This window comes from Acidimicrobiia bacterium (assembly GCA_041394025.1).
Lineage (GTDB): Bacteria > Actinomycetota > Acidimicrobiia > IMCC26256 > JAOSJL01 > JAOSJL01.
The window spans coordinates 58,782-83,650 of sequence record JAWKJA010000004.1 but is presented as its reverse complement, the minus strand read 5'-3'; the positions used below and the strand labels follow the sequence as shown (position 1 = coordinate 83,650).

Below are 24,869 nucleotides of genomic sequence, written 5' to 3'. Positions count from 1 at the left end.
CACGCGACGCCCCCGTACAGCGCTTCGACCATCGAGGGGCCGGCGGAGTTACCCGTCGGTAGGGATTTCCCGCGGCCGTGCGGAGCGACGGGCCACCAGGGAGCGGAGCCCGCCCGTCTCCTCGGCCCGCAGCGCCGCCATGACGGCGAAGTAGGCGGCCGCTCCCGCCACGATCCCGAGCCCGACGACCGCCACGGCGCGGGCCTGCCCGTCGGTGCCCAGACCGGCGAGCACCGCCCAGACGACCACCGCCAGGACCGCGCAGCCGATCAGCATCCGACCGAGGCTGCGCAGGACGCGCCCGCCGTCGAGGCGCCCGAGACGCCGGCGGAGGACGACGAGCGTCGCAGCCGTGGCGATCCAGTAGGACACCGACCACGCCAGGGCCAGGCCGCGGACGCCCATCGAGGGGAACAGGGCCAGCGCCAGAGCGATGTTGAGCAGGTTCTCCCCGCCGTTCAGGAAGAACGGCGTGCGGGTGTCCTGCATCGCGTAGAAGACGCGAAGGGAGTAGAGGTAGGCCGAGAAGGCGAACATGCCGATCGCGAAGTACGACAGCGTCTGGGCGGTGAGCGCGGCCGACGATCCGGAGAGCTCACCGAACGCCAACGCACCTGCGTCGACGGTGCGGGTGATGACGAGGAAGCCCACGGAGGTCGGGAGGACGAGGAACCCCATCAAGCGCATGCCGTACGAGAAGCGGTCGCGGAGATCCGACCAGTCGCGTCGTGTCGCGGAGCGGGCGAACTCGGGAGTGATCGCCGTCATGATCGACACCGAGAACAGGCCGTGGGGGAGCTGGAAGAAGATGAAGGCGTACTGGTAGGCCGAGACCTCGCCCTCGCGGGAGAAGGCCAGGATCAGCACGACGAGGAACGCAGCCTGGTTGGCGAGCACGTAGCCGAACGTCCATCCCGACAGCCGTGCGACCTTTCGGACCGCGGGGTTCCGCAACGTGAACAGGATCCGCAGACGGACCCCCGCGGAGCGAAGGGCGGGGTAGAGGGCGCCGGCCATGGCGGCGATGCCGGCGGTCGTGCCGATCCCCATCAGGAGGATCAGGCCCGTGTCGTTGCGGACCCTGTCGAGGCCCACGTCGTCGCCGGCGAGTGAGGCGACGGTCAGGAACGCCGCTATCACCACGATGTTGTTGAGGACCGGGACGAAGGCGGGCGCGGCAAAACGGCGTCGCGCGTTCAGGATCGCCGAGGCAAGTGCCACGAAGCCGAAGAAGACGACCTGCGGGATGAGGAGCCGGAGCAGGCTCGTGCCGAGGGCCAACTGATCGGACCGCAGTTCGTCATCGGCGAGGAGCCCGAGCAGCCGCATGATGAGCGGCGCGGCCAGAACGCCCACCACGGCGAGGATCGCGAGACCGGCCATTGCGACGGTCGTGACAGCGGACGCTGCGTCGTCGTTGCCGTCGTCGAGGTGCTCGACGAACACCGGTACGAGCGTGGCCGACAGGACGCCACCGAGGATCAGCTCGTACACGATGGCCGGGGCCATGTTGGCGATGTTGAACGTGTCGGCCGTGGCCGTCGCACCGAGAGCGAAGGCGATGGCCCCGACCCGCAGCATCCCCGTTACACGCGACAGGGCGGTGCCCGCACCGACCACGGCGCTCGAGCGCAGGAGGCGCCGCCCGCCCGCCTCGGTGGTGAACGCCTCGGCCTCAGCGACGTCGAGGTCGGTCTCGGTCGGGTCGCTGGGAACCTGCGGCTGCTCGGTCGTCACGCCGCCCCCGCACGCTTTCGGCGCCGTGAGCGGATCCAGTGGGTTCCCCACCACAGCGCGAGGAAAGACGCGGCAGCGATGGTGATGACGAGCCCCACACCGGTGAACGCCGTGGAGCGGACCGTGAGTCGGCTGCTCTGGAACTCCAGGCGACCGTCGGGCGACGTGACCGTCATGACCAGGGGGAACGTTCCCGACGTGCGGGCCTCCACCTCGAAGCGTTTCGTGCTACTGCGCGGCGGGAGCTCCACGAGGAAGTCGTCCCCCTCGGGGAACAGGAGCTTCTCGCTCTCGAAGTGGACGAGGACCTCGATCGGCTCGTCGGCGTTGTTCCGGAACGTCACAGGGATATCGGCGCGCCGGGCCGTGATCGTGACGGTCTGGTCGCTGGCCGCGGTGACGAGCGACGTGACCTCGGCGGCGGTGGCGTGGATGACGTCGAGTTCCTCACGGGCGCGGGCGCGTCCCTCCCCACCCGACCACAACGACGTGAGTGAGACGAGGATGTTCCGGCCACCGGCGCTGATCCGCGGGTCGTCATCATCCACGAGCGAGCTGAGGCCCCGGAGATCACTCGTGGCCGCCCCGAGCTCGCTCGTGGTCACGTTGGGAGGAGGGGGGTCGTAGCCTTCGAGGTGGCGGACGACCGGCTCGTCCTCCTCGTCCCAGGTGTCCACCGGCAGGGCATCGAAGTAGCCGTCGATCGACGTCGTCTCGAGGAGAGGGTGGGCGGTCAGTCCGGCCAGGGCGGCCTCGAGCGTCGCCGCGTCGGGATTCCAGCGTTGTGGCGACAGGAGGACGATGCCGCGGGCGACGCCGGGCTGCTCGAAGGCGACCGATGACAGGGCCGCGAGGAACCGCTGCGCCTTCAGCGCCGGGGGGCTGTCGCCCTCCAGGAGGTCGCGGATCGCGTTGTTCGCCATCGCTGCCGACGCGACCGTCCCGTCGGCGTCGAGGAGGAACGGGGCCGCGGGCGTGAGGGGCTCCTCGACCGGCGTGAGGTCATCGGACTCGACGACCAGTCGCTCGATGGCGGTCCCGGTGAGAGCGGAGACCGCGGCGTCGTCGACAGGAACAGCGACCGCGGTTTCCGGGTCAACGCCCACCGAGAAGGTCGAGCCGAGACTGAACGCACCGGCGATGAGCTCTTGGTCGAGTTGGGGAGCCATCCCTGCAGACACCAGGGACGGGGCATCCACCGGGACGAACGGTCCGCTGAGCAGTTGCTGGCCGCCGCGAACCGCCTCGAGCATCGCATCGAGGCCGGGCGTGATGGCCGCCGGCGTGGTGGTCGTCGTCGACGACCCGTTCCCACCGGAGGGAGCACCGGCGAGCGTGGCCCCGGAGCCGTCGGAGTCCTCGTCGGCGGTCGCCAGGGTCGCCCATGACTCGACGGTCTCCGGGCTCGGGGCCAGGGTCACCGCTACGTCGGTGCGGTCCGGAACGCGAGTGGCGATCCGGCCCAGCCGCCCGTCGGAGCGGAACTCCGACACGACGCGTTCGTCGGGTGCTCCGTCGGCGTTGAAGGTGGGATCGGCGACCAGCTGCCAGATCCACGCGACGCGGAGCTGCTCGGCCACAGCCCCGGCGGCCGTGGTGTCGGCAACCACGAGATAGGTGATGAAGCCGTCCCCGACGAGCCCGGTCGTGGGGTCGCGGAGTTCCACGACGACGGGGTAGACGCCGGGAAGGCTGACGGCCGGGAACGAGATCGTGCTCGGTAGCGCTGGGTCGAGGAGAACGGGGATCCGGAGGCCGCCCCCTTCGGCCTCGAGGTCGGCGGGCGGGATGCTGATCTGGCCGAGAGTGGACCCGAGATTGTCGCCGAAGAGGGTCTCGGCGAACCCTGTCCCCGACGTGGTGGCCTGGTGCACTGTGACGGCGATCTCGGTGTCGGGTGTCGCTCCGTTGACGGCGACCACGAGCTCGGTGGCACCCCCGAGCTCGACCCATGGAGGCTGGTCGACGAGAGCGATCGTGCCGACGACGCCGTCGACCGCCTCACCGGTGTCGTCGCCGGCGGTGGCGGGGGAGGGCTGGAGGAGGCCCGACGCGAGAGCGGCTCCGGCGGCGACAGCGACGGCCAGCCGGACGCCGGCCTTCCCGGCTCTCCGCCCGGACGCGGTCACAGGTCGCGCCCGAGCACGCTGAGGCCGACCGGGAGCTTCTCGAATCCGCACGCCTCGTAGAGCAGGAAGGCGCCGGTGTTCCTCTCCTGCGTGTTCACGACGGTGCGGCGGGCACCGCGGCCGTTCAGCCAGACCAGGGCGTCGGCGATGAGCGCTCGTCCACGACCGCTGCGACGGTGGGACGGGTCGACGGCGATGCGCTGGATGTAGCCCTGGCGCCCGGCGCGCCCCGCGATCCCGTAGGCCGTGATCCCCTCGTCCTCACGGATGGTACGGAACCGGGAGCTCGGTGTGGCGGCAAGTGCGTCGGTGAGGCCCTGCGCGTCGAGCCGCCAGAACGGCTCGAAGGCCTCCGCGTCGAGAGTGAGGACGCCGGGGCGGTCGCGTCGGCGTGCTCTGCGGGTGGCGATGTGCGGCTCAGGGATGTCGGCCATGTCGTGGGCCAGGAGGTGAAGGCGCTCACGTACTCGGAAGCCGGCGTCGACGAAGGGGAGCGAGTCGGCGGCGGTCAGGGCGTTGGTGACCACCGACGTGTAGCCGCACTCGCGCAGTCGCTCGATGCACTCACCCACGAACTCGGGGCTCGGCGGTGACTCCGCGCCCAAGGTGAGGGACGCGAGGCCGTCGCTGCCGCGCCACGTCCCGAGACGTACCCAGCCGCCTCGCCAGCGCAGTGTCTGTGTCGTCACGATGGGGGTGCCACGATGTGTCTTCACAGGGGTGCCGTCAGCGAGCGTACCTGTGCTGCGGCGGTACGCTCCGAGCGTGTTGCTCGTCTCCTCCGACCCGTGGTTCGCCGCCCACGACACGGGTCACGGGCATCCCGAGCGTGCGGCGCGGCTGGACGCCGCGGCGCGTGGGCTCGACGCAGCCGGCCTCCGCGACGCACGGGTCGAGTTGGAGCCCCGTGCCGCGACACCTCGGGAGCTCGCACGCGTCCACGATCCCACGTATCTGGCGTCGATGGAACGATTCTGCGCTGAGGGTGGCGGCATGGTGGATCCCGACACGCGGGCGGGCGTCGACTCGTGGACCGCCGCCACGCACGCTGCGGGATCGGGCCTCCAGGCCATCGACTTCCTGCGGGGCGGCCGTGGCGACGCCGCCTTCCTCGCGGTGAGACCACCCGGTCACCACGCCGGCCGCTCGCGGGCGATGGGCTTCTGCCTCCTCAACAGCGTGGCGGTCGCCGCGGCGTCGCTCACGGCGGTGGGAGAGCGCGTGGCGATCCTCGACTGGGACGCCCACCACGGCAACGGCACCCAGGACCTGTTCTGGAACGACCCCGACGTCCTCTACTGCTCGGTGCACGAGTTCCCGCTTTTTCCCCACACCGGCCGACTCGATGAGACCGGCGGAGAGGACGCCGCCGGAACGGTCTGCAACGTTCCGGTCCCCGCCGGCGCCACCGGCGACGTCTACCTCGAGGCCTTCGACACGGTCCTGGAACCCCTGATCGAGCACTTCGACCCCGACTGGGTCCTGGTGTCGGCGGGCTTCGACGCCCACCGCGCCGATCCGCTCACCGGCCTGATGCTGTCGTCGGGCGACTTCGCCGCTCTCGCTGCACGCGTCGCCGCCCTCGCCCCCGGGCGGACCGTCGCCTACCTCGAGGGCGGCTACGACGAGGAGGCCCTCGTCGACTCGGTGGCCGTCACGACCGCAGCCCTCGTGCCCGGGGCGACGGAGCCGCCCCACGATCCGGCCACCGGAGGGGGCCCGGGCCGGGACGTGGTGGCAGCCGCACGGGAGGTCCACGGCGAGGCACTCGATTCCCACGGATAGCGGTCGTTTTCGGCTGTTCGCCCACTGATCGTGACAGTTGGCCGGATCGGTTCAGGTCGGGGCCCGAAACGTCGATAGCTCCTGTGAACGCTCACGTCGCGGGGGAACCGTGCTCGACCTCGAGAATCTGCTTCGCCACTCCGTCGAACAGGACGCGTCCGACGTCCACCTGAAGGTCGGCTCGCCGCCCTACATGCGCATCGACGGCCACCTGGTACCCACCGAGTTCGAGCCGATGGAGCCCGCCGACACCGAGCGTGTCGCCTTCGCCATCATGCCGCCGTCGCGCGCCGAGGAGTTCCACGCCACCAACGAGGCCGACTTCGCGCACGCCATCGCAGGTGTCGGCCGGTTCCGGGTGAACGTGTTCCGCCAGCGCGGCTCGGTCGGGGTGGTCATGCGGCGTGTGCTGTCGGGGATCCCCAGCCTCGCCGAGCTCGGCATGCCACCCGTGCTCGAACGGCTCGCCGGTGAGCCGCGAGGGCTCGTACTCGTGACCGGCCCGACCGGGTCGGGGAAGACCACGACGCTCGGGGCGATGATCGACCACATCAACGAGACCCAGCGCCGCCACATCGTGACCATCGAGGACCCCATCGAAGTGCTGCACCCCGACAAGACCTCGATCGTCAACCAGCGTGAGATCGGCACCGACACCGAGGACTTCCACACCGCACTCAAGAGGGTGCTGCGCCAGGACCCCGACGTGATCCTCATCGGTGAGATGCGCGACCCCGAGACGGTGCATGCTGCCCTGTCGGCCGCCGAGACGGGCCACCTCGTCTTCTCGACGCTGCACACCATCGGAGCCAAGGAGTCGATCGACCGCGTGATCGAGTTCTTCCCCCCGCACCAGCAGCAGCAGGTGCGCCACACCCTGGCAGGCTCCCTGCGCGGGCTCGTCAGCCAGCGGCTCATCGAGCGACGTGACGGCGAGGGACGCGTGCCCGCCGTCGAGGTCTGCGTCAACACCGGCCGCGTGTTCGACAAGATCGTGAACGCCGGCCAGACCCACGAGATCGAGAACATCATCGCCGACGGCGAGTACTACGGCATGCAGACCTTCGACCAGAGCATCCTCCAGCTCTTCAAGGACGAGCTCGTGTCGCTGCGCGACGCCCTCGGCATGGCGTCGCACCCCCACGACCTGCGCCTCGCCATCGAGCAGGCCGGCCTCATCGCCTCCTCCATGGACCGCGAGCGCACGACCGCCTGAGCTTCCGCGAATCGGGCGGGTCCCCGGGGCAGGGCCATCTACTGTGGCGCTCCATGGCCGGGATGATCCACGCCGAGGGGCTCGTCAAGAGGTACGGAGACGTCGTCGCGCTCGACGGTCTCGACCTCGACGTTCCCGAGGGCACGATCCTCGGCCTTCTCGGTCCGAACGGCGCGGGCAAGACGACGGCGGTGTCGATCCTCACGACGCTGCTCGAGCCCGACGAGGGGACGGCCACGGTCGCCGGCGTCGACGTGCGTACACAGCCCAAGGAAGTGCGGCGCCGCATCGGGCTCTCGGGTCAGTTCGCCGCCGTCGACGAGGTTCTCACCGGGTTCGAGAACCTCGACATGATCGGGCGCCTCTACCACCTCGGGCGGAAACAGGCGCGGGAGCGTGCACGCCGGCTCCTCGAGGAGTTCGACCTCGCCGACGCCGCTGACCGCCCGGTGAAGGGGTACTCGGGCGGGATGCGCCGGCGCCTCGACGTGGCCGGGGCACTCGTGGCCCACCCGCCCGTGCTCTTTCTCGACGAGCCTTCCACAGGGCTCGACCCGCGCAGTCGCGCCGATCTGTGGCGGCTCATCGAGGGTCTCGTCGCCGACGGCGCCACGCTCCTCCTGACAACGCAGTACCTCGAGGAGGCCGACGAGCTCGCCGACGAGATCCTCGTGATCGACCACGGCCACGCCATCGCCCGGGGTACGTCCGGCGAGCTCAAGGCCCAGGTGGGAGGGGAGCGGATCCAGGTGACCGTGGTGGACACGGCGCAGCTCGAGACGGCCCGACGCGTCGTGGAGCGTGTCGCCACCGGTGACGTCGAGGTCGACACGAGGACTGCGACGGTCGTGGCGCCCGTGGGCCGTGGGGCCTCCGATCTGATGGAGTCTCTCCGGGGCCTCGATGCCGACGGTGTGGAGCTCGCCGACGTCGGTCTGCGCCGACCCACGCTCGACGATGTGTTCCTGACCCTGACGGGCCATGTCGCCGAGCACGAGGCCAACGACCCCGCCGGAGACGAGCAGCATCGCGGCGACCGGGGCGCGGAGAGGGTTGTCACGTGAGCACCCGGGCTCAGATCGTGTCGGACGTTGCCACGGTCGCCAAGCGCAACGTCATCAAGATCAAGCGCGTCCCCGAGGTCCTCGTGTTCGTGCTGCTCTCGCCCATCATGTTCGTGCTGCTGTTCTCGTACGTGTTCGGCAACTCCATCGTCGTCCCCGGCGGCAACTACCGCGAGTTCCTCATGGCGGGGATCTTCACGCAGACCGTCGTGTTCGGTGCCACCTTCACCGGCGCAGGTATCGCCGAGGACATGCAGAAGGGCATCATCGACCGGTTCCGCTCCCTGCCGATGGCCCGCTCGGCGGTTCTGGCCGGGCGCACGGCGAGCGACGTGATCTACAACATGCTCACGGTCACGATCATGACGATCACCGGGCTGATTGTCGGCTGGCGTATCCGCGGGTCCGTCCTCGACGCGGCACTGGCGTTCGCCCTGCTCCTACTGTTCGCCTACTCGGTGTCGTGGATCATGGCCTACGTGGCGCTACTGGTCCCGAGCGTCGAGGTGGTCAACAACGCGACATTCCTCGTGATCTTCCCGCTCACGTTCATCGCCAACACGTTCGTGCCGGCCGGGTCGCTACCCGAGCCGATCCAGACGTTCGCCGACTGGAACCCGGTGTCGGCGGTCACCCAGGCGGTGCGTGAGCTCTTCGGAAACCTGCCGCCCGACGCGCCCGTCCCCGACGTGTGGTCACTCCAGAACCCCGAGCTCTACAGCCTCATCTGGATCGGGATCATCGTGGCGGTGTTCGCTCCGGTGGCGGTACGTCGCTACAAGCGCGCCAACCGGTCCTGATCCGACCCGATCAACCGAACCTGCCGGGGTGGAGATTGTCGGCGGCGTCCGTTGTCTCGTCAATCCGGGATCAGGTGCAACCACCGATCTGGCAACCCTGCCAGGCGTGTCGCAACTCACCTCTGGTCCGGTCGTAGTAGAGGACGTGTGGGTCCTGCGTGCCTCCGCCGGGTCGCTCGATGAGCGTGCCGGAGCTGGTGGAGCCCACGTCGTTCGTCGTGGCGCCGATGTTCCCAGTCCGACCGTCGACGCGCTCGCGATCAGCCGAACCAGGTGTGATGGAGAGTGTCGGGGACGTCGTCGAAGTAGACCACGTGCGGGCGACTGTTGTAGACGACCGCGGTCGTGTGCTCGCCGACATCCGCGATGACGCGCCCGTTGGGCCCGCCGTTGCCGTCGAGTGTCTCGAAGTGCCACTCACAGCCCGTCGCGATCAAGGCTGCCACGGCAACGGTCGTGGACAACACCCTCACGCGGTTCACGAGCGCCTCCCCGTCGACGCCACACGACGCTACGCCCGAGGTGAACTCAGGCCAACGGCGAGCGTCGTGACGTCGGGGCTCAACCGAACCAGGCGTGGCGCAGGGTTCCCGCGGTCGGGTCGTAGGAGAACACGTGCGGCGTGCCGCCCGAGCGAAGAGCTGCGTTGTCCCACCCGGTGAGGTGGTTCACCTGCCCGTCGGGTCCACCGATCCCGTCGAAGGTCTGGAACCGCCACTCGTTGCCGGTCCACCACCCACGACGCTGGGTGCTCTCCCCGGCACTGTTGTAGAAGACGTTCGGTTTTCCGCCGACGAGGGTCGCCGACGAGTAGTCGCCCACCGACGAGCTCGTCTGCCCGTTCGGCCCGTTGCGGTGACCGTCGAGTGTCTCGAAGAACCACGCGCCGTCGGCGTAGTAGCCGTGGCGAAGGTCGCTGAAGTGCGTGTCCTGGTAGAAGACGTGGGGCCGCCCGTTGTACATCACGACGCTCGGGAACTGGCCGGCGTCCCAGGGCACCCGTCCGTTCCCGGCGCCGTTCCCGTCGATGGTTTCCCGCTGCCAGTTGGCACCGTCCCAGTAGCCGTGACGCAGGTAGCCGTCGGTCCGGTCCCAGTAGAAGACGTGGGGGACCCAGTCGTAAACGGCCGTTGCGTTGGTCACGTCGCCCACGTCGGCGCTGATTCGACCCCGGGCCCCGTTGAAGTCACCGTCGAAGTTCTCGAAGATCCACGTGTGCCCGGTCCACTCCCCCCGCCGGAGCAGGCCGTTCGTGAAGTCGTAGTAGAAGACCTGGGGCCTCCCCCGGTAGTCGAGCGCCGCGCCGAAGCGCCCCACGTCGGCGATGGTGCGGCCGTTCGGACCGCCGTTGCCGTCGAGGGTCTCGAACCCCCACCCGCCGCCGGGGACGTAGTAGGCGTGCCGGAGCGCCTTGGCGTCGATGTCGTAGTAGAAGACGCGCAGCCGGTTTCCCGACACCGTGGCCGTGGGGTTGAAGCCCACGGCAGAGTTCACGCGCCCCGCCCCGCCCCCGTTTCCGTCGAGGGTCTCGAACGCCCAGAACGAGCCGTTGTGGTAGGCGTGGCGGAGCGTCTCGTCGACGTAGTCGTAGTAGAAGACGTGGGGTCGGCCGTTGTAGACGACTCCGGTGCTGTAGCCACCGGTCGTGTTGTTCAACCTGCCGTGAGCGCCACCGTGACCGTCGAGGACCTCGAAGTTCCACCGGCACCCGGTCGCGACGAGCGCTACGAGCGCGATCCCGACGATCAGGGAGCGAGGGCGCGTCCAACGAGAATGCACGACCTCTCTATCGGTGCGCGACGGTGCGGTGTTGAGGGAGAGCCGCAACGGGATGTCAGCCGAACCAGGCGTGGCGCAGGTTTCCGCCGGTCCGGTCGTAGTAGAAGACCTCGGGCCGGCCCCAGTTGGAAACGGCGGCGTTGGTCAACCCGGTGTCGGCCACGATGCGTCCGTTGGGCCCGCCGGCGCCGTCGAGCGTCTCGAAACCCCACGCGGTGCCGGTGAAGTAGGCGTGACGAAGATTGCGGTTTGTGGCGTCCTGGTAGAAGACGTGCGGGCGGCCGCCGTAGAGAACGACCGCGTTGAACGCCCCCACATTGGCGTTGGTGCGCCCGTGGGGCCCACCTTCGCCGTCGAGCGTCTCGAAGGCCCAGAACAGGCCGTTGTAGTAGGCGTGCCGGGGGGTTTGCAGACCTCTGTAGAAGACGTGGGGCCGTCCGTCGATGAGGACGACGGCGCTGTGGTCGCCCACGAAGCTGTTGATGCGGCCGTTGGGTCCGCCCGCCCCGTCGAGTGTCTCGAAGACCCAGGTGTGTCCGTTGTAGTAGGCGTGGCGCAGATTCGCGCCGCCGCCGTCGTGGTAGAAGACGTGGGGTTGGCCGTTGTAGAGGATCGCAGCGTTGTCTCCGCCTACGTTGCCGTTGATGCGCCCGTTGGGTCCGCCCCGTCCATCGAGGGTCTCGAACCCCCACGCCGTTCCGGTGAAGTAGGCGTGCCTGAGGTCGCCGTTCGTCCGGTCCTCGTAGAAGACGTGCGGCCGGCCGTTGTAGATGACCGGGGCGCTCGACCATCCGACGTCGGCGAGGATGCGACCGTGGGGCCCGCCCGAGCCGTCGAGGGTCTCGAAGGCCCAGAACAGGCCGTTCCAGTACGCGTGGCGGAGGTCACCGAACGTGTTGTCGCGGGTGAAGACGTGGGGTCGGCCGTTGTAGCGAACGGCGGAATTGGCTCGGCCGACGTCGGCGGGGGGTCAGCCGAACCAGACGTGGCGGAGGGCGCCGGTCGTGAAGTCCCTGTTGAAGACGTGGATCTTCCCGGAGATAGCCACAACGGAGTTCTCGTATCCGACACTGTCGTTCGTGTGACCGGGAAGCGAGCTGTCGGGGCCGTCGATGTTCGTGAACTCCCACGCCGAGCCGTCGTAGTACGCGCGGCGCAGCGAGTCGTCGGTGCCGTAGTAGACGTCGGGGCGACCGCCGTAGAGCGTGGCGGCCGTGTCGTAGCCGAGCTTGGCGTTGCTGTGCCCGGGCACGACGCTGCCCGTGCCGTCGAGGGTCTCGAAGGCCCAGGTGACACCGTTGTAGTAGGCGTGACGGAGGGAGTCGTCGTCGTTGTCGTTGTAGAAGACGTGGGGGCGGCTCCCGTAGACGACGGCGGAGCCGAACTTGCCGACGGCGTTCACCGTGCTGCCGGGCCGCCCGCCCGGGCCGTCGAGGGTTTCGAAGGCCCAGAATGATCCGTTCCAGTAGGCGTGGCGCAGGGCAGCGACCGTGCCGTCGTAGTAGAAGACGTGGGGCCGGCCGTTGTAGAGAAGCGGTGCTGGGTAGCTCCCGACGATGTTCGTCGTACGGCCGTGCGGGCCGCCCAGACCGTCGAGGACCTCGAACGCCCAGGCCACTCCGTTGTAGTAGCCGTGACGCAACGAGTTGTCGTCACCATCGGGATAGAAGAGGTGGGGCCGGCCGTTGTAGAGCATCACGGAGGGCTGCGCCCCGACGTCGTTCGTGGTGCGGCCTCCTCCACCGCCGTTGCCGTCGAGGGTCTCGAAGGCCCAGGCGACGCCGTTCCAGTAGGCGTGTCGGAGCGCGTGGTCGGTCTCGTCGTCGTAGAAGACGTGCGGTCGACCGTTGTAGAGGACCGCCGACGTTCCCCTCCCGACGTGGTTATTGGTGTGCCCGGGCCTCCCGCCGAGGCCGTCGAGCGTCTCGAAGGCCCAGAAGGAGCCGTTCCAGTAGGCATGGCGCAGCACCCAGTTGGTCCCAGCGGCGCGGCCGGCGTAGAAGACGTGGGGCGCCCCGTTGTAGACGACGGCCGAGCTGAAGAAACCCTGGACCTCTGTGGACGATCCGGGCTTGCCGCCCGGGCCGTCGAGGGTCTCGTAGTTCCACACGCAGCCCGTCGAGAGCAGTGCCACGACAGCCAGTCCGACACCGAGTGTTCTGATACGGCGCATTCCCGAGCTCCCCTCGCAGCGTACGACCCACGATGTCACGCGCGCTCTGCCGGAACGCGGATCAGCCGAACCAGGCGTGGCGCAGCGAGTGGGCATCCTCGTCGTAGTGGAACACGTGCGGTGTCGCACCGACCACCAGCGCGGCGTTGTGGGAGCCGACGCGGTTCGTCGTGCTTCCCGGGAGGCCGCCGAGGCCGTCGAGGGTCTCGAAGACCCACGCTGTTCCGTTGTAGGCCGCGCGACGGAGCGTTCCGTCGTCGGCGTCCCGGTAGTACACGTTGGGCTTCGTGCCGTAGAGGTTCGCGGCCGTGGACTCCCCGACGTCGTTGACGGTGTGGCCGGGCCTCACGCTCCCCGCACCGTCGAGCGTCTCGAAGTTCCACGCGCACCCCGTGGCCATGAGCGTCGTCACCGCCGCGGCGACGACCAGGCGACGGAGCCGTCCCCGGTGCATCAGATCTCCAGAGGCGCGGGTTCCTCGGCGATGTGAACGACGGCGTCGCCGCGCCCCACCAGGGGATGGTTGGTGGCGCCGATGACGAGTCCGGGCACCGGTGAGCGCATCACCGACTCCTCGACGCCGAGGGCGTCGGTGACGACGCCGATCGTCTGGCGGTGCTCGACGGTGTCGCCGAGGTGGACACCCAACCGGAGGATTCCCCCGCGAGGTGAGCGGAGCCAGCGGCTCCGGCGCGCCTCGAGCACGTCACGGCCGTGCTCGCCGAGACCCGTCGTCATCCCGAGCATGTCGAGCACCGAGAGCACACCCCGCGTACCCACGGTGATGGCGTCGTCGTCGAAGCGTTCCGCCTCCCCCGCCTCGTAGAGGAGAACGCGCACGCCGCGCTTGGTCGCGGCCGCCCGGAGTGATCCGTCGCGAGTCTGCGCGTGGAGGACGAACGGTGCACCGAAGTAGGCGGCCAGCTCGCGGGTCCGGGCGTCGTCGAGGTTCGCCCTGATCTGGGGCAGGTTGGAGCGGTGGTTCGAACCGGTGTGGAGGTCGATGCCGAGCTCGCAGCGGTCGACGACCTCGGTGAGGAGAAGGTGCGCGAGCTGCGACGCCAGCGATCCACGGCGCGACCCGGGGAACGAGCGGTTGAGGTCGCGCCGGTCGGGGAGGTAGCGGTTTCCTTCCACAAATCCGAACACGTTGACCACCGGGACCGCGATGAGGGTTCCGGTGAGCGATCCGGGGTCGACCGTGTCGAGGACGCGACGGCAGATCTCGACCCCGTTGATCTCGTCGCCGTGGATCGCCGCGCTGATCCAGACGGTCGGCCCCGGGGCGGAACCGGCGACGACGGCGATGGGGAGCGACATCCACGTGCCGGTCGGGAGCCGGGCCACCGGGAGCTCGACGTCGGTGCGACGACCTCGGGGAGCGTGTGTCCCCCCGAAGGTCAGCGCCGTGTCGGTCGCCGCATCGGGAGGGGTCATTCCGGCGGCTTCCTCGCGGCGGTCCGTGGCCTCGCCTGGCGCTCGGCGAACTCGATGATCTTCTCCGCCACGTCGACACCGGTCGCCTTCTCGACGCCCTCGAGGCCGGGTGACGAGTTCACCTCGAGGACGACCGGCCCGTGGTTCGACCGCATGAGGTCCACACCCGCCACGTTGAGCCCCATCGTGCGGGCGGAGCGGACGGCGGTGCTGCGCTCCTCGGGCGTGAGCTTCACCTTCTCGACCGTGCCTCCCCGGTGCACGTTGGACCGGAACTCGCCTTCGGCGGCCGTGCGCTGCATGGCGGCGACGACCTTGCGACCGACAACGAAGGCACGGATGTCGTTCCCACCCGCTTCCGCGATGTACTCCTGGACGAGGATGTTGGCGTCGAGCTGCCGGAACGCCTCGATCACGGCCTTGGCCGACTTGCGGGTCTCGGCGAGCACGACGCCCATCCCCTGGGTGCCCTCGAGGAGCTTGATGACGACGGGCGTTCCCCCCACGGCGTCGATCAGGCCGTCGATGTCGCCGGTGAAGTTGGCGAAGCCTGTCACGGGGAGCCCGATCCCGGCACGGGCGAGGAGCTGTAGCGAGCGCAGCTTGTCGCGGCTGCGGGTGATGGCCTGCGATTCGTTCACCGGTCGGGTCCCCGTCATCTCGAACTGGCGGACGACGGCCGCTCCGTAGAAGGTGTGCGACGCGCCGATGCGCGGGACGACGGCGTCGTAGACCTCCAGGTGCTCCCCCCGGAAGATGACGGCGGGCTTCAGTGAGGTGATGTTCATGTAGAGGCGCAGGTAGTCGACGACGCGGATCTCGTGGCCCCGTTGCTCACCGGCCTCCACGAGACGCTTCGTGGAGTAGAGCTTCTGGTTGCGGGACAGAACGAGGATCTTCACGATCGGCTCCGGGTGGTCGGTGTCGTGCTGTTCGTGAGGAAGGACCGACCGGGATCGATGAGGAAGCGCCTGCGGACCGCGCTGCGGCCGAGCAACATCCGGAACCCCATCTCATCGCGACGCGTGAGGGTGAGTTCGATGGGGAAGGTCACTTCGCCGAGCCGAACGACGGTCTCGATCACGGGCCGGTGCTCCACAATGCCGCCGGAGTTGCGCACGGAACGCCGGTCGACGATCGCTGCCTCGACGGGAACGCTCGGTGTGGCCCGCTTCTGCACCGGGTGGATCTCGAAGCGAACCCGCCGGATACCGTCGACCTCGACCTCCTCCATGCCGAAGGCGTGCAGCGCCGAGGTTCGTGCGCCGGTGTCGATCTTGGCCTTGACGGCGACGTCACCGAAGTCGACGAAGTGGACCCACTCCCGCCAGCCGATGCTCGACTTGGTCGTCGTCACAGCGACCGCGAACCGTGACAGGGTGCGGGTGACCGGAGATCGAGTGGGTGGTCCATAGAATGCATGAAGACTACGCGAGCGCCGAGCAACCGAGGCTCGCCACCGGAGCGTGACAGCTGTGAGTTCGGAGTCGGCCAACCGGGGTGCGACATCGGAGTCGACGGCGCGTCCCGGCGGGTCTGCGATGGATGCCGCAGCGAAGCTCGTCGACGAGCAGGGCCTCGACGAGCTCACCTTCGTCGGCCTGGCCGAGGAGATGGGCGTCGAGCCGGCCGCCCTCTACAACAGGGTGTCGTCGATGGACGCCCTCCGGGCGGCTCTCACCTACCGGGCCTTCCGTGAGCTCGCCCAGGCATTGAGGGCGGCCACCCAGGGGTATTCGGGCGACACTGCTGTGGTCAAGCTCGCTCTGGCCTACCGTCTCTACGCCCAGCAGCACCCTGGTCTGTACGAGACGCTGCTGCGCGCGCTCCGGAACCCAGACGCGGGCACGGAGAGCGCCGCAGGGGCGATCATCGAGCTCATCGCCGACGTGCTGCGCGACTACGGGCTCGACGGCGATGTCGCTGTCCACGCCGCGCGCTCACTACGCAGCGCGTTGCACGGCTTCGTGGCGCTCGAGGTGGGCGACGGCTTCACCCTTCCCCAGGGAGTCGACGAGAGCTTCGAGAGTCTCGTCGACCTCCTGCTCGGAGGAATCCACGCCATCGCCTCCGAGACCGGCTGACGATCGCTCCGGTCACCGGGCGCCGCGGAGCAGTGCCCGGAGCCGAGCGACGCGGGGATACATCGTCGGTCCGGCTTCGGCGTAGCGCTCGTCGAGCGAGGGAAAGACGTCGAGGGGGAACGGCTCGGCTTCGTGCTCGAGTGCGATGAGCATGCGGGCCCGCTCCGACACCGGTGTGTTCCGGTCAGCGGTCGGCGGTTCGCTCGGTGGGTCGCCCTCGGAGTCGATAACGGCTACTCCCCGGGTGGGCCACCGGGCATGCCGGGGGGCGGGGGCGGCACCGCCGCTCTCGGGCCTGCGGGGGCGCGGGGCTCGTCGTCGTCCCCGTCGCCGTCGTTGCCGGTGAGCAACTCCGCCAGGCCACCAACCGTTCCGAAGAGTCCCTGCATCTCGGCGGGGAGGAAGATCTTCGTGGCGCGTCCGTCGGCTACGGCCTGGAGGGCCTCGAGGTACTTGATCGCCACGAGGTCGGGGGTCGGGTCACCTTCGTGGATGGCGCCGTAGACGTTGCGCACGGCGTCGGCCTCACCCTGGGCCACGGTCTGGCGCCGGTAGCGCTCGGCGTCGGCGACGCGCTCGATGGCCTCCGCCTCACCCTGGGCCTCGAGGATCTGGCGCTGCTTGCGTCCTTCCGCCTCGAGGATCTCCGACTGCTTCTCACCCTCGGCCCGCGTGATGGCGGCTTCGCGGGTCCCCTGGGCCTCGGTGACGACGGCGCGGCGCTGCCGCTCGGCCTTCATCTGGTCGTGCATCGCCGCCACGACGTCGGGTGGCGGCTCGATCCGCTGGATCTCGACGCGGACCACGCGCACGCCCCACTTGTCGGTGGCGTCGTCGAGGATCTCGCGCAGACGCGTGTTGATCGTGTCGCGGCTCGTGAGCGCCTCGTCGAGCTGCATGTCGCCGACCACGTTGCGCAGGTTCGTCTGGGCGAGCTTCGTGACGGCGAGGCGGAAGTTGGCGACGTTGTAGACGAGACGCCGCGGGTCGGTGGCCTCGTAGTAGATGACGGCGTCGACGGTGACCACGACGTTGTCCTCGGTGATCACCTCCTGGGGAGGGACGTCGACGACCTGCTCGCGCATGTCGACCTTCACGAGCTTGTCGATGAAGGGAATGATCAGCCGCAGCCCCGGCTCCATCGTGGAGTGGTAGCGACCGAGGCGTTCCTTGAGGCCGCGCTGGTAGGGCCGGATGATCCGGACGCCCGACGCCGCCACGATGAACAGCAGTGCGGCGAGGACGAGCAGAACGATGACGGCGGCCATGGTGTCCTTTCGGGGGTCAGGTGGTCGCTACGCCGGTGGCGCCGACCCGGTGGGGTTCTCCTCGGCAGGGGTGTCGTCGGCTCGCTCGACGATCACCCGTGTGCCGTCGACTTTCACGACGCGGACGGTCGCACCGGCGGGAATGGGCCGGTCGTCGGCCGATGCCGCGCGCCACTCCTCGCGGTCGACGCGGGCCATGCCGGAGGTGCTCGGCCCGGCCGGGATGTCCTCGAGGACCACTGCCAGGCGTCCGACCCACCGGCCGGCGCCGATGGGGTCGCCGTCGCCGGGGGTGGAGCGGTCGAGGCGTCGGCCCAGCGGGACGAGCGCGGCGAGAAACACGACCGACGTGACCGTGAACACGATCCAGGTCGTGAGAACGCTGTTGCCGGCGAAGGCGCTGACACACGCGGCGACGCCGCCGATACCGAACGGAAGGAAGAAGAAGGTTCCCGCCGCGAGGATCTCGCCGGCGGTGAAGAAGAAGGCGACACCCAGCCAGATCCAGCGCCACGTGTCGGGGGAGTCGAAGTCCATGCCACCTCCTGACGGGACAGTACCACCGGCTTTGTCCCGGTTTTCTGAGAATCCACCGGTGCCGGGGTGCGACCGCGACAATGATGCGACCATGACCGCACCCGAGGTCCCGCCGCGCCTTGCGCCACTGCTCGAGGAGACCGCTCCGGCACAGCAGGCCGCGCGCCGGCTCACCGACGCGGGCCACCAGTGCTACGTGGTCGGCGGCTCGGTGCGCGATGCCCTGCTCGATCGCGACAGCGGCGACGTCGACCTCGCCACCGACGCCCGACCCGACGCCGTCGCCGAGCTGCTCGGCGACTGGGCCGACGCCATGTGGCTCCAGGGTCAGCGCTTCGGAACGGTCGGGTGCGAGAAGGACGGTCACCGCCTCGAGGTCACGACCTTCCGTGCCGAGGTCTACAGGCCCGACAGCCGCAAGCCCGAGGTGGCCTACGCGGACGACATCGAAACCGATCTCAGCCGACGCGACTTCACCGTGAACGCCATGGCGGTGCGGCTCCCCGACCCCCTGCTCGTCGACCCCTTCGAGGGCGCGGTCGACCTCGCGACCAGGCGTCTCCGCACGCCGATGGAGCCCGACATCTCCTTCGGCGACGACCCGTTGCGCATGATGAGAGCGGCGCGCTTCATCGCCGGCTACGGCCTCATTCCCGACGACGCGCTCGTCGACGCCGTCGAGCGGATGCACGAACGCCTCGAGATCGTGAGCGCGGAACGGATCCGTGACGAGCTTTCAAAGCTCCTCGTGGTCGACGACCCGTCCCCCGGGCTCTGGTTCCTGGTGGAGACAGGCCTGGCCGACGAGTTCCTCCCCGAGCTCGACGAGATGCGTCTCGAGCAGGACCCCATCCACCGACACAAGGACGTGCTGGCCCACACCATTGCCGTGGTCGCCAACACTGACCCAGAGCTACGCGTGCGGCTCGCAGCGCTCCTCCACGACATCGGCAAACCCACGACCCGCGACTTCGGGCCGCAGGGTGTCACCTTCCATCACCACGAGGTGGTCGGCGCGCGCATGGCCGAAGCGCGCATGAGGGCGCTCAAGTACCCCAAGGAACTCACGCAGGAGGTCGTCGACCTCATCTACCTCCACCTTCGGTTCCACACCTACCGGATGGGGTGGAGCGACCGAGCGGTGCGTCGCTACGTGCGCGACGCAGGTCCCCTGCTCGACGACCTCAACCACCTCGTGCGCTGCGACTGCACGACGCGCAACAAGCGCAAGGCGCGCACGCTCGCGGCCCGGATGGACGAGCTCGAGGAGCGCATCGACGAGCTCCGGGCCCAGGAGGAGATCGACGCCATCAGGCCACCGCTCGACGGTCAGCAGGTGATGCGGCACCTCGGCCTCGAGCCGGGCCCCGACGTCGGCCGCGCGCTGAAGCACCTACTCGAGATCCGCCTCGACGAGGGCCCGATCGACGACGACCGCGCGTACGAGTTGCTCGACACGTGGGCGACCGAGCACGGGATCCCGGCGTCGTCACCCGGCGAGCCCGTGGGCGACGACTGAGTGGGCTACATGCCTTCCTTGCGGGCCCGCCAGATGATCGTGGTGGGTGCCGTCGCGGTGCTGGTTCCGCTCGGTTCCTCGAGCAGGACCTCGACGCGGAATCCGGCACGTGTGAACGCGGCGAACATGTCGGCGGTCGTTCGGGGATGGAGGACGAAGCTGGCGCCGAAGCGCTCCACCACGATCGGCAGGTCGCTACCGTAGGGTCGGCGCAGAACCGGCGAGCCACCGACCGGCGTGTTGCCGTCCTCGAGCCCGAGTGCCACGGCGAACGGGTGGAGGTAGGCGCACACGAACGCACCGTTCGGGCGCAGGACGCGGTGGACCTGACGGAGAACACGGTCGATGTCCTCGATCTCGGGGAGGAGACCGACGCTGAGCGCCGTGTCGATGGAATCCGCACGGAGGAACGCCAGATCGGCGGCGTCGCCGTGGTGCCACTCGACCCGGACCTCGTTCTCGGTCGCCAGGGCGTGGGCGTGGTTGAGCAGCGTGGAGGAGCCGTCGACGCCCGTCACGTGCGCCCCGGCGCGGGCGAGCGCGACCGCCGACTCACCGCCTCCACAGCCCAGGTCGAGCACACGCTTCCCCGCCACGTCACCGATCAGGCGGAGTTCCGACTCGTCGGGCACCGAGCGGCCGTAGTGCACGACGTCGGAGGGCCACTTCCGGTCGGCGCGGTAGGCGGCGGCGATGCGGTCCCAGCTCTGTGTGTTGTCGGCCATGCGCACATTGTGCCGGAAACGCGGCGCAGCTGCCGTCCATCCGGCGCTGCGGCGTCTCGGTTCAGGCGCCCAGCATCGCTGTGGCGGACAGCGGCACGGCGATGGAGCCGTAGTCGAGGAGCTCGCGGTGGAAGGCCCCGAGGTCGAATCCTGCCGGGTCGCGACGCTGCCTCTCGTCGCGGATCTTCAGGATCTCGGCCTTCCCGATGGCGTAGCAGATCTGGTAGGTGGGGGTGCTCGTGTAGCGGCGGACCTCCGCCTCGGCGTTGGGACGCTCGAGATCGGCCACGTCGACGAGGTAGTCGATCGCGTCGTCGTAGGAGATGTCGCCGGTGTGCAGGCGCATGTCGAGCACGACACGTGCGGCGCGCCAGAGCTGGTCCCTGAGCTGGTAGAGACGCAGGGGCAGGTCGTCGCCGTAGTAGCCGACCTCGGCGAGCATCTGCTCGCAGTAGAAGGCCCAGCCCTCGATGGTGAGCGTGGAGTCGGCGATCGTCCGTGTGAGTGAGGCGTGCGCGTTGGCGTGCGTGAGTTGGAGGTGGTGCCCGGGGTAGCCCTCGTGGACGGCCGTCACCGTCATGCCGGGGCGGGGGTGGCCCCGGAGGCGCTCGGGGGCAGCGTCGCCGTCGGGCACCGTGACCCAGAAGATCCCGCTCTGGTCCGACTCGAACGGCCCGGGCGGGTCGTAGGCCGCGTAGGGAAGCACGGGTACCCAGAACGACGGGGTCGGTCGCACCTCGAGCGGAGCGTCGGTCAGCGGAGCGAGCCCGGTCTCGCGCACGTACTCGTGAGCTCGCTCCATCTCGGTGCGGTAGCCGTTCACCAGTTCCCCGGCCGCCGGGTGGTCGTTCTTCGTCGCCGCCAGCGTGGCGCGCCAGTCGGGGTCGAGGTCTTTCAGCGCGGCAACGGTCTCGTCGACGAGCGCGAGGCCGCGGGCCTCCATCTCCGATGGGCTGTCGTCGAGGTGGTGTTCGACGCGCAGGTGCCGGGCGACGAGTTCCTCACCGATCGACCATCCACCGTCGATCGTCGGCATCGCGTCAACGGCTGTCGCCGTGTCGTCGAGTGCCTTCGCTGCGGGCTCGGCGGCTGCCAGGACGGCGCCGGCCGACGGCGAGTCGCCGAGTGCCGCGCGCAGTTCCTCTCGGAGAAACGACGCGCCGGCGCGCGCCGACTCCGCCGCGGTGTCGGCCCAGAGCGCGGGAACGTCCGACCACGTGGCACGGGCGTCGTGGAGGAACCCCGGCATGGCGGCCAGGCGTGAGCGCAGCGATTCGTGTCGCTCCGCTGCCGGCGCGTAGTCGCGCAGCATGAGGGAGAAACATCCCATGAGAGCGGTGTCGACGGCCTCCGCCGGGTTGCGGCGCCACTGCTGCTCCTCCTCGATCTCGAGCAGCCGGGTCTTCACCACGCCGTGAAGCGCGTGGGCCTCGGCGTCGTGGCCAGGGTCGGCGTCACCGCCCATCGTCGGGTCGACGTACGCGGCGAGCTCGGCGAGGAGCCCGGCGAGATCACCCGCGAACTCGTCGAACACGGTGGGGTCGTAGCCACCGAGCTCACCGTCCCTCTCGTGTCGGCCCAGAGCGGTTGCCGTCACGGGGAACGCGTCGCAGAGACGGTCCAGGTACTCCCCGGTCAGCTCGTCGACACTGCGCACCCCCGCACGGTATCGCCCCGCCACCGGTACACTGCCCACGTGCCGTCGACCGACTACGCACTCGCCAAGCGGATGGTGCTTCGCGACTTCCGCCAGGGGGAGCTGAGTCGCGACGAGGTGTGCGACGCCCACCCCGAGCTCCTGCGTGCCGCCCGCCACATCGGGGCCCACACCGACGCCGTCTGCCCCGTGTGCGGTGGCCGGGGGCTCCGGCACGTCTCCTACGTGTACGGCGACGGGCTGAAGCGCGCCAACGGCACTTGCATCAGTCACGCCCGCGAGCTCGAGCGCCTCGGCTCGTCCGTCGACGAGTTCGCCCGCTACGTCGTTGAAGTCTGCATCGACTGTTCGTGGAACCACCTCGTGCAGCGCCACCTCATGGGACGCCGCCACGCCGGTTGAGATCACTGGATCCCCGGTCGAAGTGGGTGCCGGCGTCCTGTGGGAACTAGCCTGAGGAGTGCTGCCGGGAGCCGTATGTGCCCCGGACGGTGGAGGTAGTGCCATGGCTTCAGCGGGAGCACCGGCCATCAGCGCGCGCAAGGGCGACGACACCCCCCTGGTGATGGTGACGGCGTACGACGCGCCCACGGCACGGATCGCCGACGCCGCGGGTGTCGACATGATCCTCGTCGGCGACTCGGTGGCGATGGTCGTGCTCGGCTACGACGACACCCTCCAGGTCACGATCGACGACATGGCACACCACACGGCGGCGGTCGCGCGCGCCAACCCTTCCCCGATGGTCGTCGGCGACCTGCCCTGGCTCAGCTACCACGTGTCACGTGAGGAGACGGTGCGCAACGCAGCGACTCTGGTGCGTGCGGGTGCCGAAGCCGTGAAGCTCGAGGGGGGTGCCAAGAGGCTCGAGTCGGTGGAGGCGATCCTCGACCTCGAGATCCCCGTGATGGGCCACCTCGGCCTCACACCCCAGTCGGTGCACGCCCTGGGCGGCTTCACGGTGCAGGGCAAGCAGCTCGACGACGCCCGGCGGATCGTCGACGACGCTGTCGCCCTCGCCGAGGCCGGATGTTTCGCCGTCGTGCTCGAGTGCGTCCCCGACGGCGTGGCGCGGGTCGTCACCGATGCGGTCGACGTTCCCACGATCGGGATCGGCGCGGGGCGCCACGTCGACGGTCAGGTCCTCGTCATGCACGACCTGCTCGGCCTCGAAGACCGGATGACGCCGAAGTTCGTGCGTCGCTACGCCGAGCTCGGCGCGGCGGGCACCGAGGCGGTGGCGGCGTTCGCCGACGACGTGCGGGCGGGACGGTTCCCGTCGGCCGACGAGACCTACCACCTCGCCGACGACATGGCCGAGGCCCTCGGTCTGTACGACCCCACGACGTCCGATCTCGGGGTCGACGCCTGAGAGCCCGCCGCCCCGCTGGTCTCGTCGCACTGCTCGTTGCTCTCGCTGTCCTGCTCGGGGCGTCGGCGTGTGCGAACGGCACCGACGACGCGGGGGCGGTCGCTGTCTCCGGGGAGGCCGCCGCCCCCTTCGAGGAGTTCGGCGAGGCGGGCGTGACGATCGGCGGTGAGTCGCTGAGGCTGCTCGTGGCGACCACACCCGAGCAGCGGTCGCAGGGTCTGCGTGGCGTCGATGATCTGGGCGACTACGACGGGATGGCCTTCGTGTACGCCGAGCCGACGGAGGCGACCTTCACGATGGCCGACACGACCATCCCTCTCGACATCGGTTTCTACGACGGCACCGGCGACGTCGTGAACCGCCTCGAGATGGTGCCCTGCCCCGGCACCGACGCCACCTGTCCCGGCTACCCGTCGGACGCCGAGTTCCTCGTCGCCGTGGAGACCCCGGCCGGCCACCTCCCCTCCGGCCCCCTCGGCGTTTGATGCGTCCGTGGAGCGCGCTATCCGGACCTGAGGGACGCATCAAAGTGGGTGTTGGATCGGTACGGGAGTGCTGCTAGCCTCACGGCCTCGGTACCCGAAGGGGTGCCCGACAGACGTTTCTGCTCCCGGCGCCGGCGCCGAGGCCCTCGGGCCACAGACACCGCGACGACCGGGAGCCCGCATCCCCACCCACGGGCGGGGACGGTCCAGAGGAGGTGCGGCGTGAGGCCGTACGAAGTCATGGTCATCTTCGACGCGGACCTGGATGAGGAGCAGATCCGGTCCGACGTCGAGTCCCGTCGACAGAAGCTCGAGACCGGTGGCGCTGATCTCGGCTACGTCGACTACTGGGGCAAACGGCGCTTCGCCTACGAGATCGACCACCGCAAGGAGGGTTACTACGTCGTCCTCCAGGCGATGGCTGAGCCCGAGGCGATGGACGAACTGCACCGATCACTTTCCCTCGCAGACGAGGTCGTCCGGCACAAGGTGCTGCGCATCCCGAAGGAGGCCTACGGGCCCCCCGCGGCGATGCAGACGGCGGCCGAGGAGTAGCCCTGAGTCAGGCGCGCACGGCGCGTCGGAGAGGACCGATCATGGCAGCAGGAAACACCATCACCGTCGTGGGCAACATCACCCGCGATCCCGAGCTCCGTTTCACCCCGAGCGGCGCGGCGAAGGCCAACTTCGGCATCGCCGTCAACCGGCGCTGGCAGAACCGCCAGACCCAGGAGTGGGAGGAGCAGACCAGCTTCTTCAACGTCGTGTGCTGGCGTGACATGGCCGAGAACGTCGCCGAGTCACTGCCCAAGGGTGCGCGCGTCATCGTCACGGGGCGCCTCGAGCAGCGTTCGTGGGAGACCGACGAGGGCGAGAAGCGCAGCATCGTGGAGATCAGCGCCGACGAGATCGGCCCGAGCCTGCGATGGGCCACCGCCGAGGTCACCAAGAACGACCGCAAGGGCGGAGGCGACTTCGGGGGCGGAGGTGGCGGCACCGGCGGAGGCGGCGGGGGCGGTGGGGGCGGTGCCCCCAAGCCCGCCGACGACTTCGGCGAGGAGCCCTTCTAGAGCGGCCGGCCACCCGGTCACGGCGACACGAG

28 protein-coding genes are annotated in these 24,869 nt (G+C 69.5%); 11 read left to right on the top strand and 17 right to left on the bottom strand.

The annotated features are described in order from the left end of the window. Nucleotides 1-48: 48 nt before the first annotated feature. From murJ to R3A49_11900, 3 genes are read right to left on the bottom strand one after another with little or no spacing between them, the layout of a single operon-like run. Nucleotides 49-1,737, bottom strand: a complete 1,689-nt coding sequence (murJ, locus tag R3A49_11910; protein ID MEZ5171435.1) for a murein biosynthesis integral membrane protein MurJ — start codon at nucleotides 1,735-1,737, stop codon at nucleotides 49-51. Beyond that, nucleotides 1,734-3,866: a DUF6049 family protein gene (locus tag R3A49_11905; protein MEZ5171434.1), complete on the bottom strand. Its 2,133-nt coding sequence runs from the start codon at nucleotides 3,864-3,866 to the stop codon at nucleotides 1,734-1,736. Before R3A49_11905 ends, murJ begins: the two co-directional genes overlap by 4 nt. Next, entirely contained in the window at nucleotides 3,863-4,555 is a 693-nt protein-coding gene (locus R3A49_11900; protein ID MEZ5171433.1) for a GNAT family N-acetyltransferase, read from the bottom strand. The genes R3A49_11905 and R3A49_11900 overlap by 4 nt, the downstream gene beginning before the upstream one ends. Nucleotides 4,556-4,631: 76 nt before the next feature. On the opposite strand from R3A49_11900, the gene R3A49_11895 reads away from it, so the two are divergent. From R3A49_11895 to R3A49_11880, 4 genes are all read left to right on the top strand, one after another. Next, entirely contained in the window at nucleotides 4,632-5,651 is a 1,020-nt protein-coding gene (locus R3A49_11895; GenBank protein MEZ5171432.1) for a histone deacetylase, read from the top strand. 109 nt (nucleotides 5,652-5,760) lie between these two features. Then, complete coding sequence (locus tag R3A49_11890) at nucleotides 5,761-6,867, top strand: PilT/PilU family type 4a pilus ATPase (GenBank protein MEZ5171431.1); 1,107 nt, start codon at nucleotides 5,761-5,763, stop codon at nucleotides 6,865-6,867. Nucleotides 6,868-6,920: 53 nt separating this feature from the next. Beyond that, nucleotides 6,921-7,931 (top strand): ATP-binding cassette domain-containing protein, encoded by a 1,011-nt coding sequence (locus R3A49_11885; GenBank protein MEZ5171430.1) that lies wholly within the window; start codon nucleotides 6,921-6,923, stop codon nucleotides 7,929-7,931. Beyond that, entirely contained in the window at nucleotides 7,928-8,731 is an 804-nt protein-coding gene (locus tag R3A49_11880; GenBank protein MEZ5171429.1) for an ABC transporter permease, read from the top strand. The genes R3A49_11885 and R3A49_11880 overlap by 4 nt, the downstream gene beginning before the upstream one ends. Before the next feature lie 70 nt (nucleotides 8,732-8,801). On the opposite strand, the gene R3A49_11875 is transcribed toward R3A49_11880, so the two are convergent. From R3A49_11875 to R3A49_11835, 9 genes are all read right to left on the bottom strand, one after another. Then, on the bottom strand, nucleotides 8,802-8,939 hold the full coding sequence (locus R3A49_11875) for a hypothetical protein (GenBank protein ID MEZ5171428.1): 138 nt from the start codon (nucleotides 8,937-8,939) through the stop codon (nucleotides 8,802-8,804). Between the two features lie 52 nt (nucleotides 8,940-8,991). Further along, nucleotides 8,992-9,213 carry a hypothetical protein gene (locus R3A49_11870; protein ID MEZ5171427.1) on the bottom strand — a complete coding sequence of 74 codons (222 nt, stop codon included), beginning with the start codon at nucleotides 9,211-9,213 and terminating at the stop codon, nucleotides 8,992-8,994. A gap of 79 nt (nucleotides 9,214-9,292) precedes the next feature. Next, nucleotides 9,293-10,510, bottom strand: a complete 1,218-nt coding sequence (locus R3A49_11865; protein MEZ5171426.1) for a hypothetical protein — start codon at nucleotides 10,508-10,510, stop codon at nucleotides 9,293-9,295. A gap of 55 nt (nucleotides 10,511-10,565) precedes the next feature. Continuing rightward, nucleotides 10,566-10,982, bottom strand: coding sequence for a hypothetical protein (locus R3A49_11860; GenBank protein ID MEZ5171425.1), 417 nt, complete (start codon nucleotides 10,980-10,982; stop codon nucleotides 10,566-10,568). 498 nt (nucleotides 10,983-11,480) lie between these two features. Beyond that, complete coding sequence (locus R3A49_11855; protein ID MEZ5171424.1) at nucleotides 11,481-12,683, bottom strand: hypothetical protein; 1,203 nt, start codon at nucleotides 12,681-12,683, stop codon at nucleotides 11,481-11,483. Between the two features lie 61 nt (nucleotides 12,684-12,744). Beyond that, nucleotides 12,745-13,137, bottom strand: a complete 393-nt coding sequence (locus R3A49_11850; GenBank protein ID MEZ5171423.1) for a hypothetical protein — start codon at nucleotides 13,135-13,137, stop codon at nucleotides 12,745-12,747. Then, nucleotides 13,137-14,120 carry a succinylglutamate desuccinylase/aspartoacylase family protein gene (locus R3A49_11845; protein MEZ5171422.1) on the bottom strand — a complete coding sequence of 328 codons (984 nt, stop codon included), beginning with the start codon at nucleotides 14,118-14,120 and terminating at the stop codon, nucleotides 13,137-13,139. Before R3A49_11845 ends, R3A49_11850 begins: the two co-directional genes overlap by 1 nt. Then, on the bottom strand, nucleotides 14,117-15,022 hold the full coding sequence (gene rimK / locus R3A49_11840) for a 30S ribosomal protein S6--L-glutamate ligase (protein ID MEZ5171421.1): 906 nt from the start codon (nucleotides 15,020-15,022) through the stop codon (nucleotides 14,117-14,119). Before rimK ends, R3A49_11845 begins: the two co-directional genes overlap by 4 nt. After that, on the bottom strand, nucleotides 15,019-15,477 hold the full coding sequence (locus tag R3A49_11835; GenBank protein MEZ5171420.1) for a RimK/LysX family protein: 459 nt from the start codon (nucleotides 15,475-15,477) through the stop codon (nucleotides 15,019-15,021). The genes rimK and R3A49_11835 overlap by 4 nt, the downstream gene beginning before the upstream one ends. Nucleotides 15,478-15,586: 109 nt before the next feature. Here R3A49_11835 and R3A49_11830 point away from each other — a divergent pair, with 109 nt between their 5' ends. Then, nucleotides 15,587-16,204 carry a WHG domain-containing protein gene (locus R3A49_11830; GenBank protein MEZ5171419.1) on the top strand — a complete coding sequence of 206 codons (618 nt, stop codon included), beginning with the start codon at nucleotides 15,587-15,589 and terminating at the stop codon, nucleotides 16,202-16,204. 12 nt (nucleotides 16,205-16,216) lie between these two features. On the opposite strand, the gene R3A49_11825 is transcribed toward R3A49_11830, so the two are convergent. From R3A49_11825 to R3A49_11815, 3 genes are all read right to left on the bottom strand, one after another. After that, nucleotides 16,217-16,357: a hypothetical protein gene (locus tag R3A49_11825; GenBank protein ID MEZ5171418.1), complete on the bottom strand. Its 141-nt coding sequence runs from the start codon at nucleotides 16,355-16,357 to the stop codon at nucleotides 16,217-16,219. A gap of 80 nt (nucleotides 16,358-16,437) precedes the next feature. Continuing rightward, complete coding sequence (locus R3A49_11820) at nucleotides 16,438-17,472, bottom strand: SPFH domain-containing protein (GenBank protein MEZ5171417.1); 1,035 nt, start codon at nucleotides 17,470-17,472, stop codon at nucleotides 16,438-16,440. Between the two features lie 27 nt (nucleotides 17,473-17,499). Next, on the bottom strand, nucleotides 17,500-18,009 hold the full coding sequence (locus R3A49_11815; GenBank protein ID MEZ5171416.1) for an NfeD family protein: 510 nt from the start codon (nucleotides 18,007-18,009) through the stop codon (nucleotides 17,500-17,502). 91 nt (nucleotides 18,010-18,100) lie between these two features. Between R3A49_11815 and R3A49_11810 the strand changes: the two genes are divergently transcribed. Beyond that, entirely contained in the window at nucleotides 18,101-19,528 is a 1,428-nt protein-coding gene (locus tag R3A49_11810; protein ID MEZ5171415.1) for a CCA tRNA nucleotidyltransferase, read from the top strand. A 5-nt stretch (nucleotides 19,529-19,533) separates the two neighbouring features. On the opposite strand, the gene R3A49_11805 is transcribed toward R3A49_11810, so the two are convergent. Then, complete coding sequence (locus R3A49_11805) at nucleotides 19,534-20,253, bottom strand: class I SAM-dependent methyltransferase (protein MEZ5171414.1); 720 nt, start codon at nucleotides 20,251-20,253, stop codon at nucleotides 19,534-19,536. 61 nt (nucleotides 20,254-20,314) lie between these two features. Next, nucleotides 20,315-21,910: a DUF885 domain-containing protein gene (locus tag R3A49_11800; protein MEZ5171413.1), complete on the bottom strand. Its 1,596-nt coding sequence runs from the start codon at nucleotides 21,908-21,910 to the stop codon at nucleotides 20,315-20,317. Nucleotides 21,911-21,949: 39 nt separating this feature from the next. Here R3A49_11800 and R3A49_11795 point away from each other — a divergent pair, with 39 nt between their 5' ends. The 5 genes from R3A49_11795 (at nucleotide 21,950) to ssb (ending at nucleotide 24,837) form a co-directional block, all read left to right on the top strand. After that, entirely contained in the window at nucleotides 21,950-22,312 is a 363-nt protein-coding gene (locus R3A49_11795; GenBank protein MEZ5171412.1) for a DUF5318 family protein, read from the top strand. Nucleotides 22,313-22,415: 103 nt separating this feature from the next. Further along, on the top strand, nucleotides 22,416-23,282 hold the full coding sequence (gene panB / locus R3A49_11790; protein ID MEZ5171411.1) for a 3-methyl-2-oxobutanoate hydroxymethyltransferase: 867 nt from the start codon (nucleotides 22,416-22,418) through the stop codon (nucleotides 23,280-23,282). Nucleotides 23,283-23,434: 152 nt separating this feature from the next. Beyond that, nucleotides 23,435-23,767 (top strand): DUF192 domain-containing protein, encoded by a 333-nt coding sequence (locus R3A49_11785; GenBank protein ID MEZ5171410.1) that lies wholly within the window; start codon nucleotides 23,435-23,437, stop codon nucleotides 23,765-23,767. Between the two features lie 222 nt (nucleotides 23,768-23,989). Beyond that, a complete protein-coding gene (gene rpsF, locus R3A49_11780) occupies nucleotides 23,990-24,322 on the top strand; it encodes a 30S ribosomal protein S6 (GenBank protein ID MEZ5171409.1) in 333 nt (110 codons plus the stop codon). Between the two features lie 41 nt (nucleotides 24,323-24,363). Beyond that, nucleotides 24,364-24,837 (top strand): single-stranded DNA-binding protein, encoded by a 474-nt coding sequence (gene ssb, locus R3A49_11775; GenBank protein MEZ5171408.1) that lies wholly within the window; start codon nucleotides 24,364-24,366, stop codon nucleotides 24,835-24,837. Nucleotides 24,838-24,869: the final 32 nt, after the last annotated feature.

What these genes read in the sequence shown, in the direction of transcription:
- R3A49_11815 (MEZ5171416.1), bottom strand. Translation starts at nt 18,009, where the DNA reads ATGGACTTCGACTCCCCCGACACGTGGCGCTGGATCTGGCTGGGTGTC.
- R3A49_11820 (MEZ5171417.1), bottom strand. Translation starts at nt 17,472, where the DNA reads ATGGCCGCCGTCATCGTTCTGCTCGTCCTCGCCGCACTGCTGTTCATC.
- R3A49_11825 (MEZ5171418.1), bottom strand. Translation starts at nt 16,357, where the DNA reads ATGCTCATCGCACTCGAGCACGAAGCCGAGCCGTTCCCCCTCGACGTC.
- R3A49_11805 (MEZ5171414.1), bottom strand. Translation starts at nt 20,253, where the DNA reads ATGGCCGACAACACACAGAGCTGGGACCGCATCGCCGCCGCCTACCGC.
- R3A49_11855 (MEZ5171424.1), bottom strand. Translation starts at nt 12,683, where the DNA reads ATGCGCCGTATCAGAACACTCGGTGTCGGACTGGCTGTCGTGGCACTG.
- R3A49_11885 (MEZ5171430.1), top strand. Translation starts at nt 6,921, where the DNA reads ATGGCCGGGATGATCCACGCCGAGGGGCTCGTCAAGAGGTACGGAGAC.
- R3A49_11845 (MEZ5171422.1), bottom strand. Translation starts at nt 14,120, where the DNA reads ATGACCCCTCCCGATGCGGCGACCGACACGGCGCTGACCTTCGGGGGG.
- R3A49_11810 (MEZ5171415.1), top strand. Translation starts at nt 18,101, where the DNA reads ATGACCGCACCCGAGGTCCCGCCGCGCCTTGCGCCACTGCTCGAGGAG.
- ssb (MEZ5171408.1), top strand. Translation starts at nt 24,364, where the DNA reads ATGGCAGCAGGAAACACCATCACCGTCGTGGGCAACATCACCCGCGAT.
- R3A49_11850 (MEZ5171423.1), bottom strand. Translation starts at nt 13,137, where the DNA reads ATGCACCGGGGACGGCTCCGTCGCCTGGTCGTCGCCGCGGCGGTGACG.
- panB (MEZ5171411.1), top strand. Translation starts at nt 22,416, where the DNA reads ATGGCTTCAGCGGGAGCACCGGCCATCAGCGCGCGCAAGGGCGACGAC.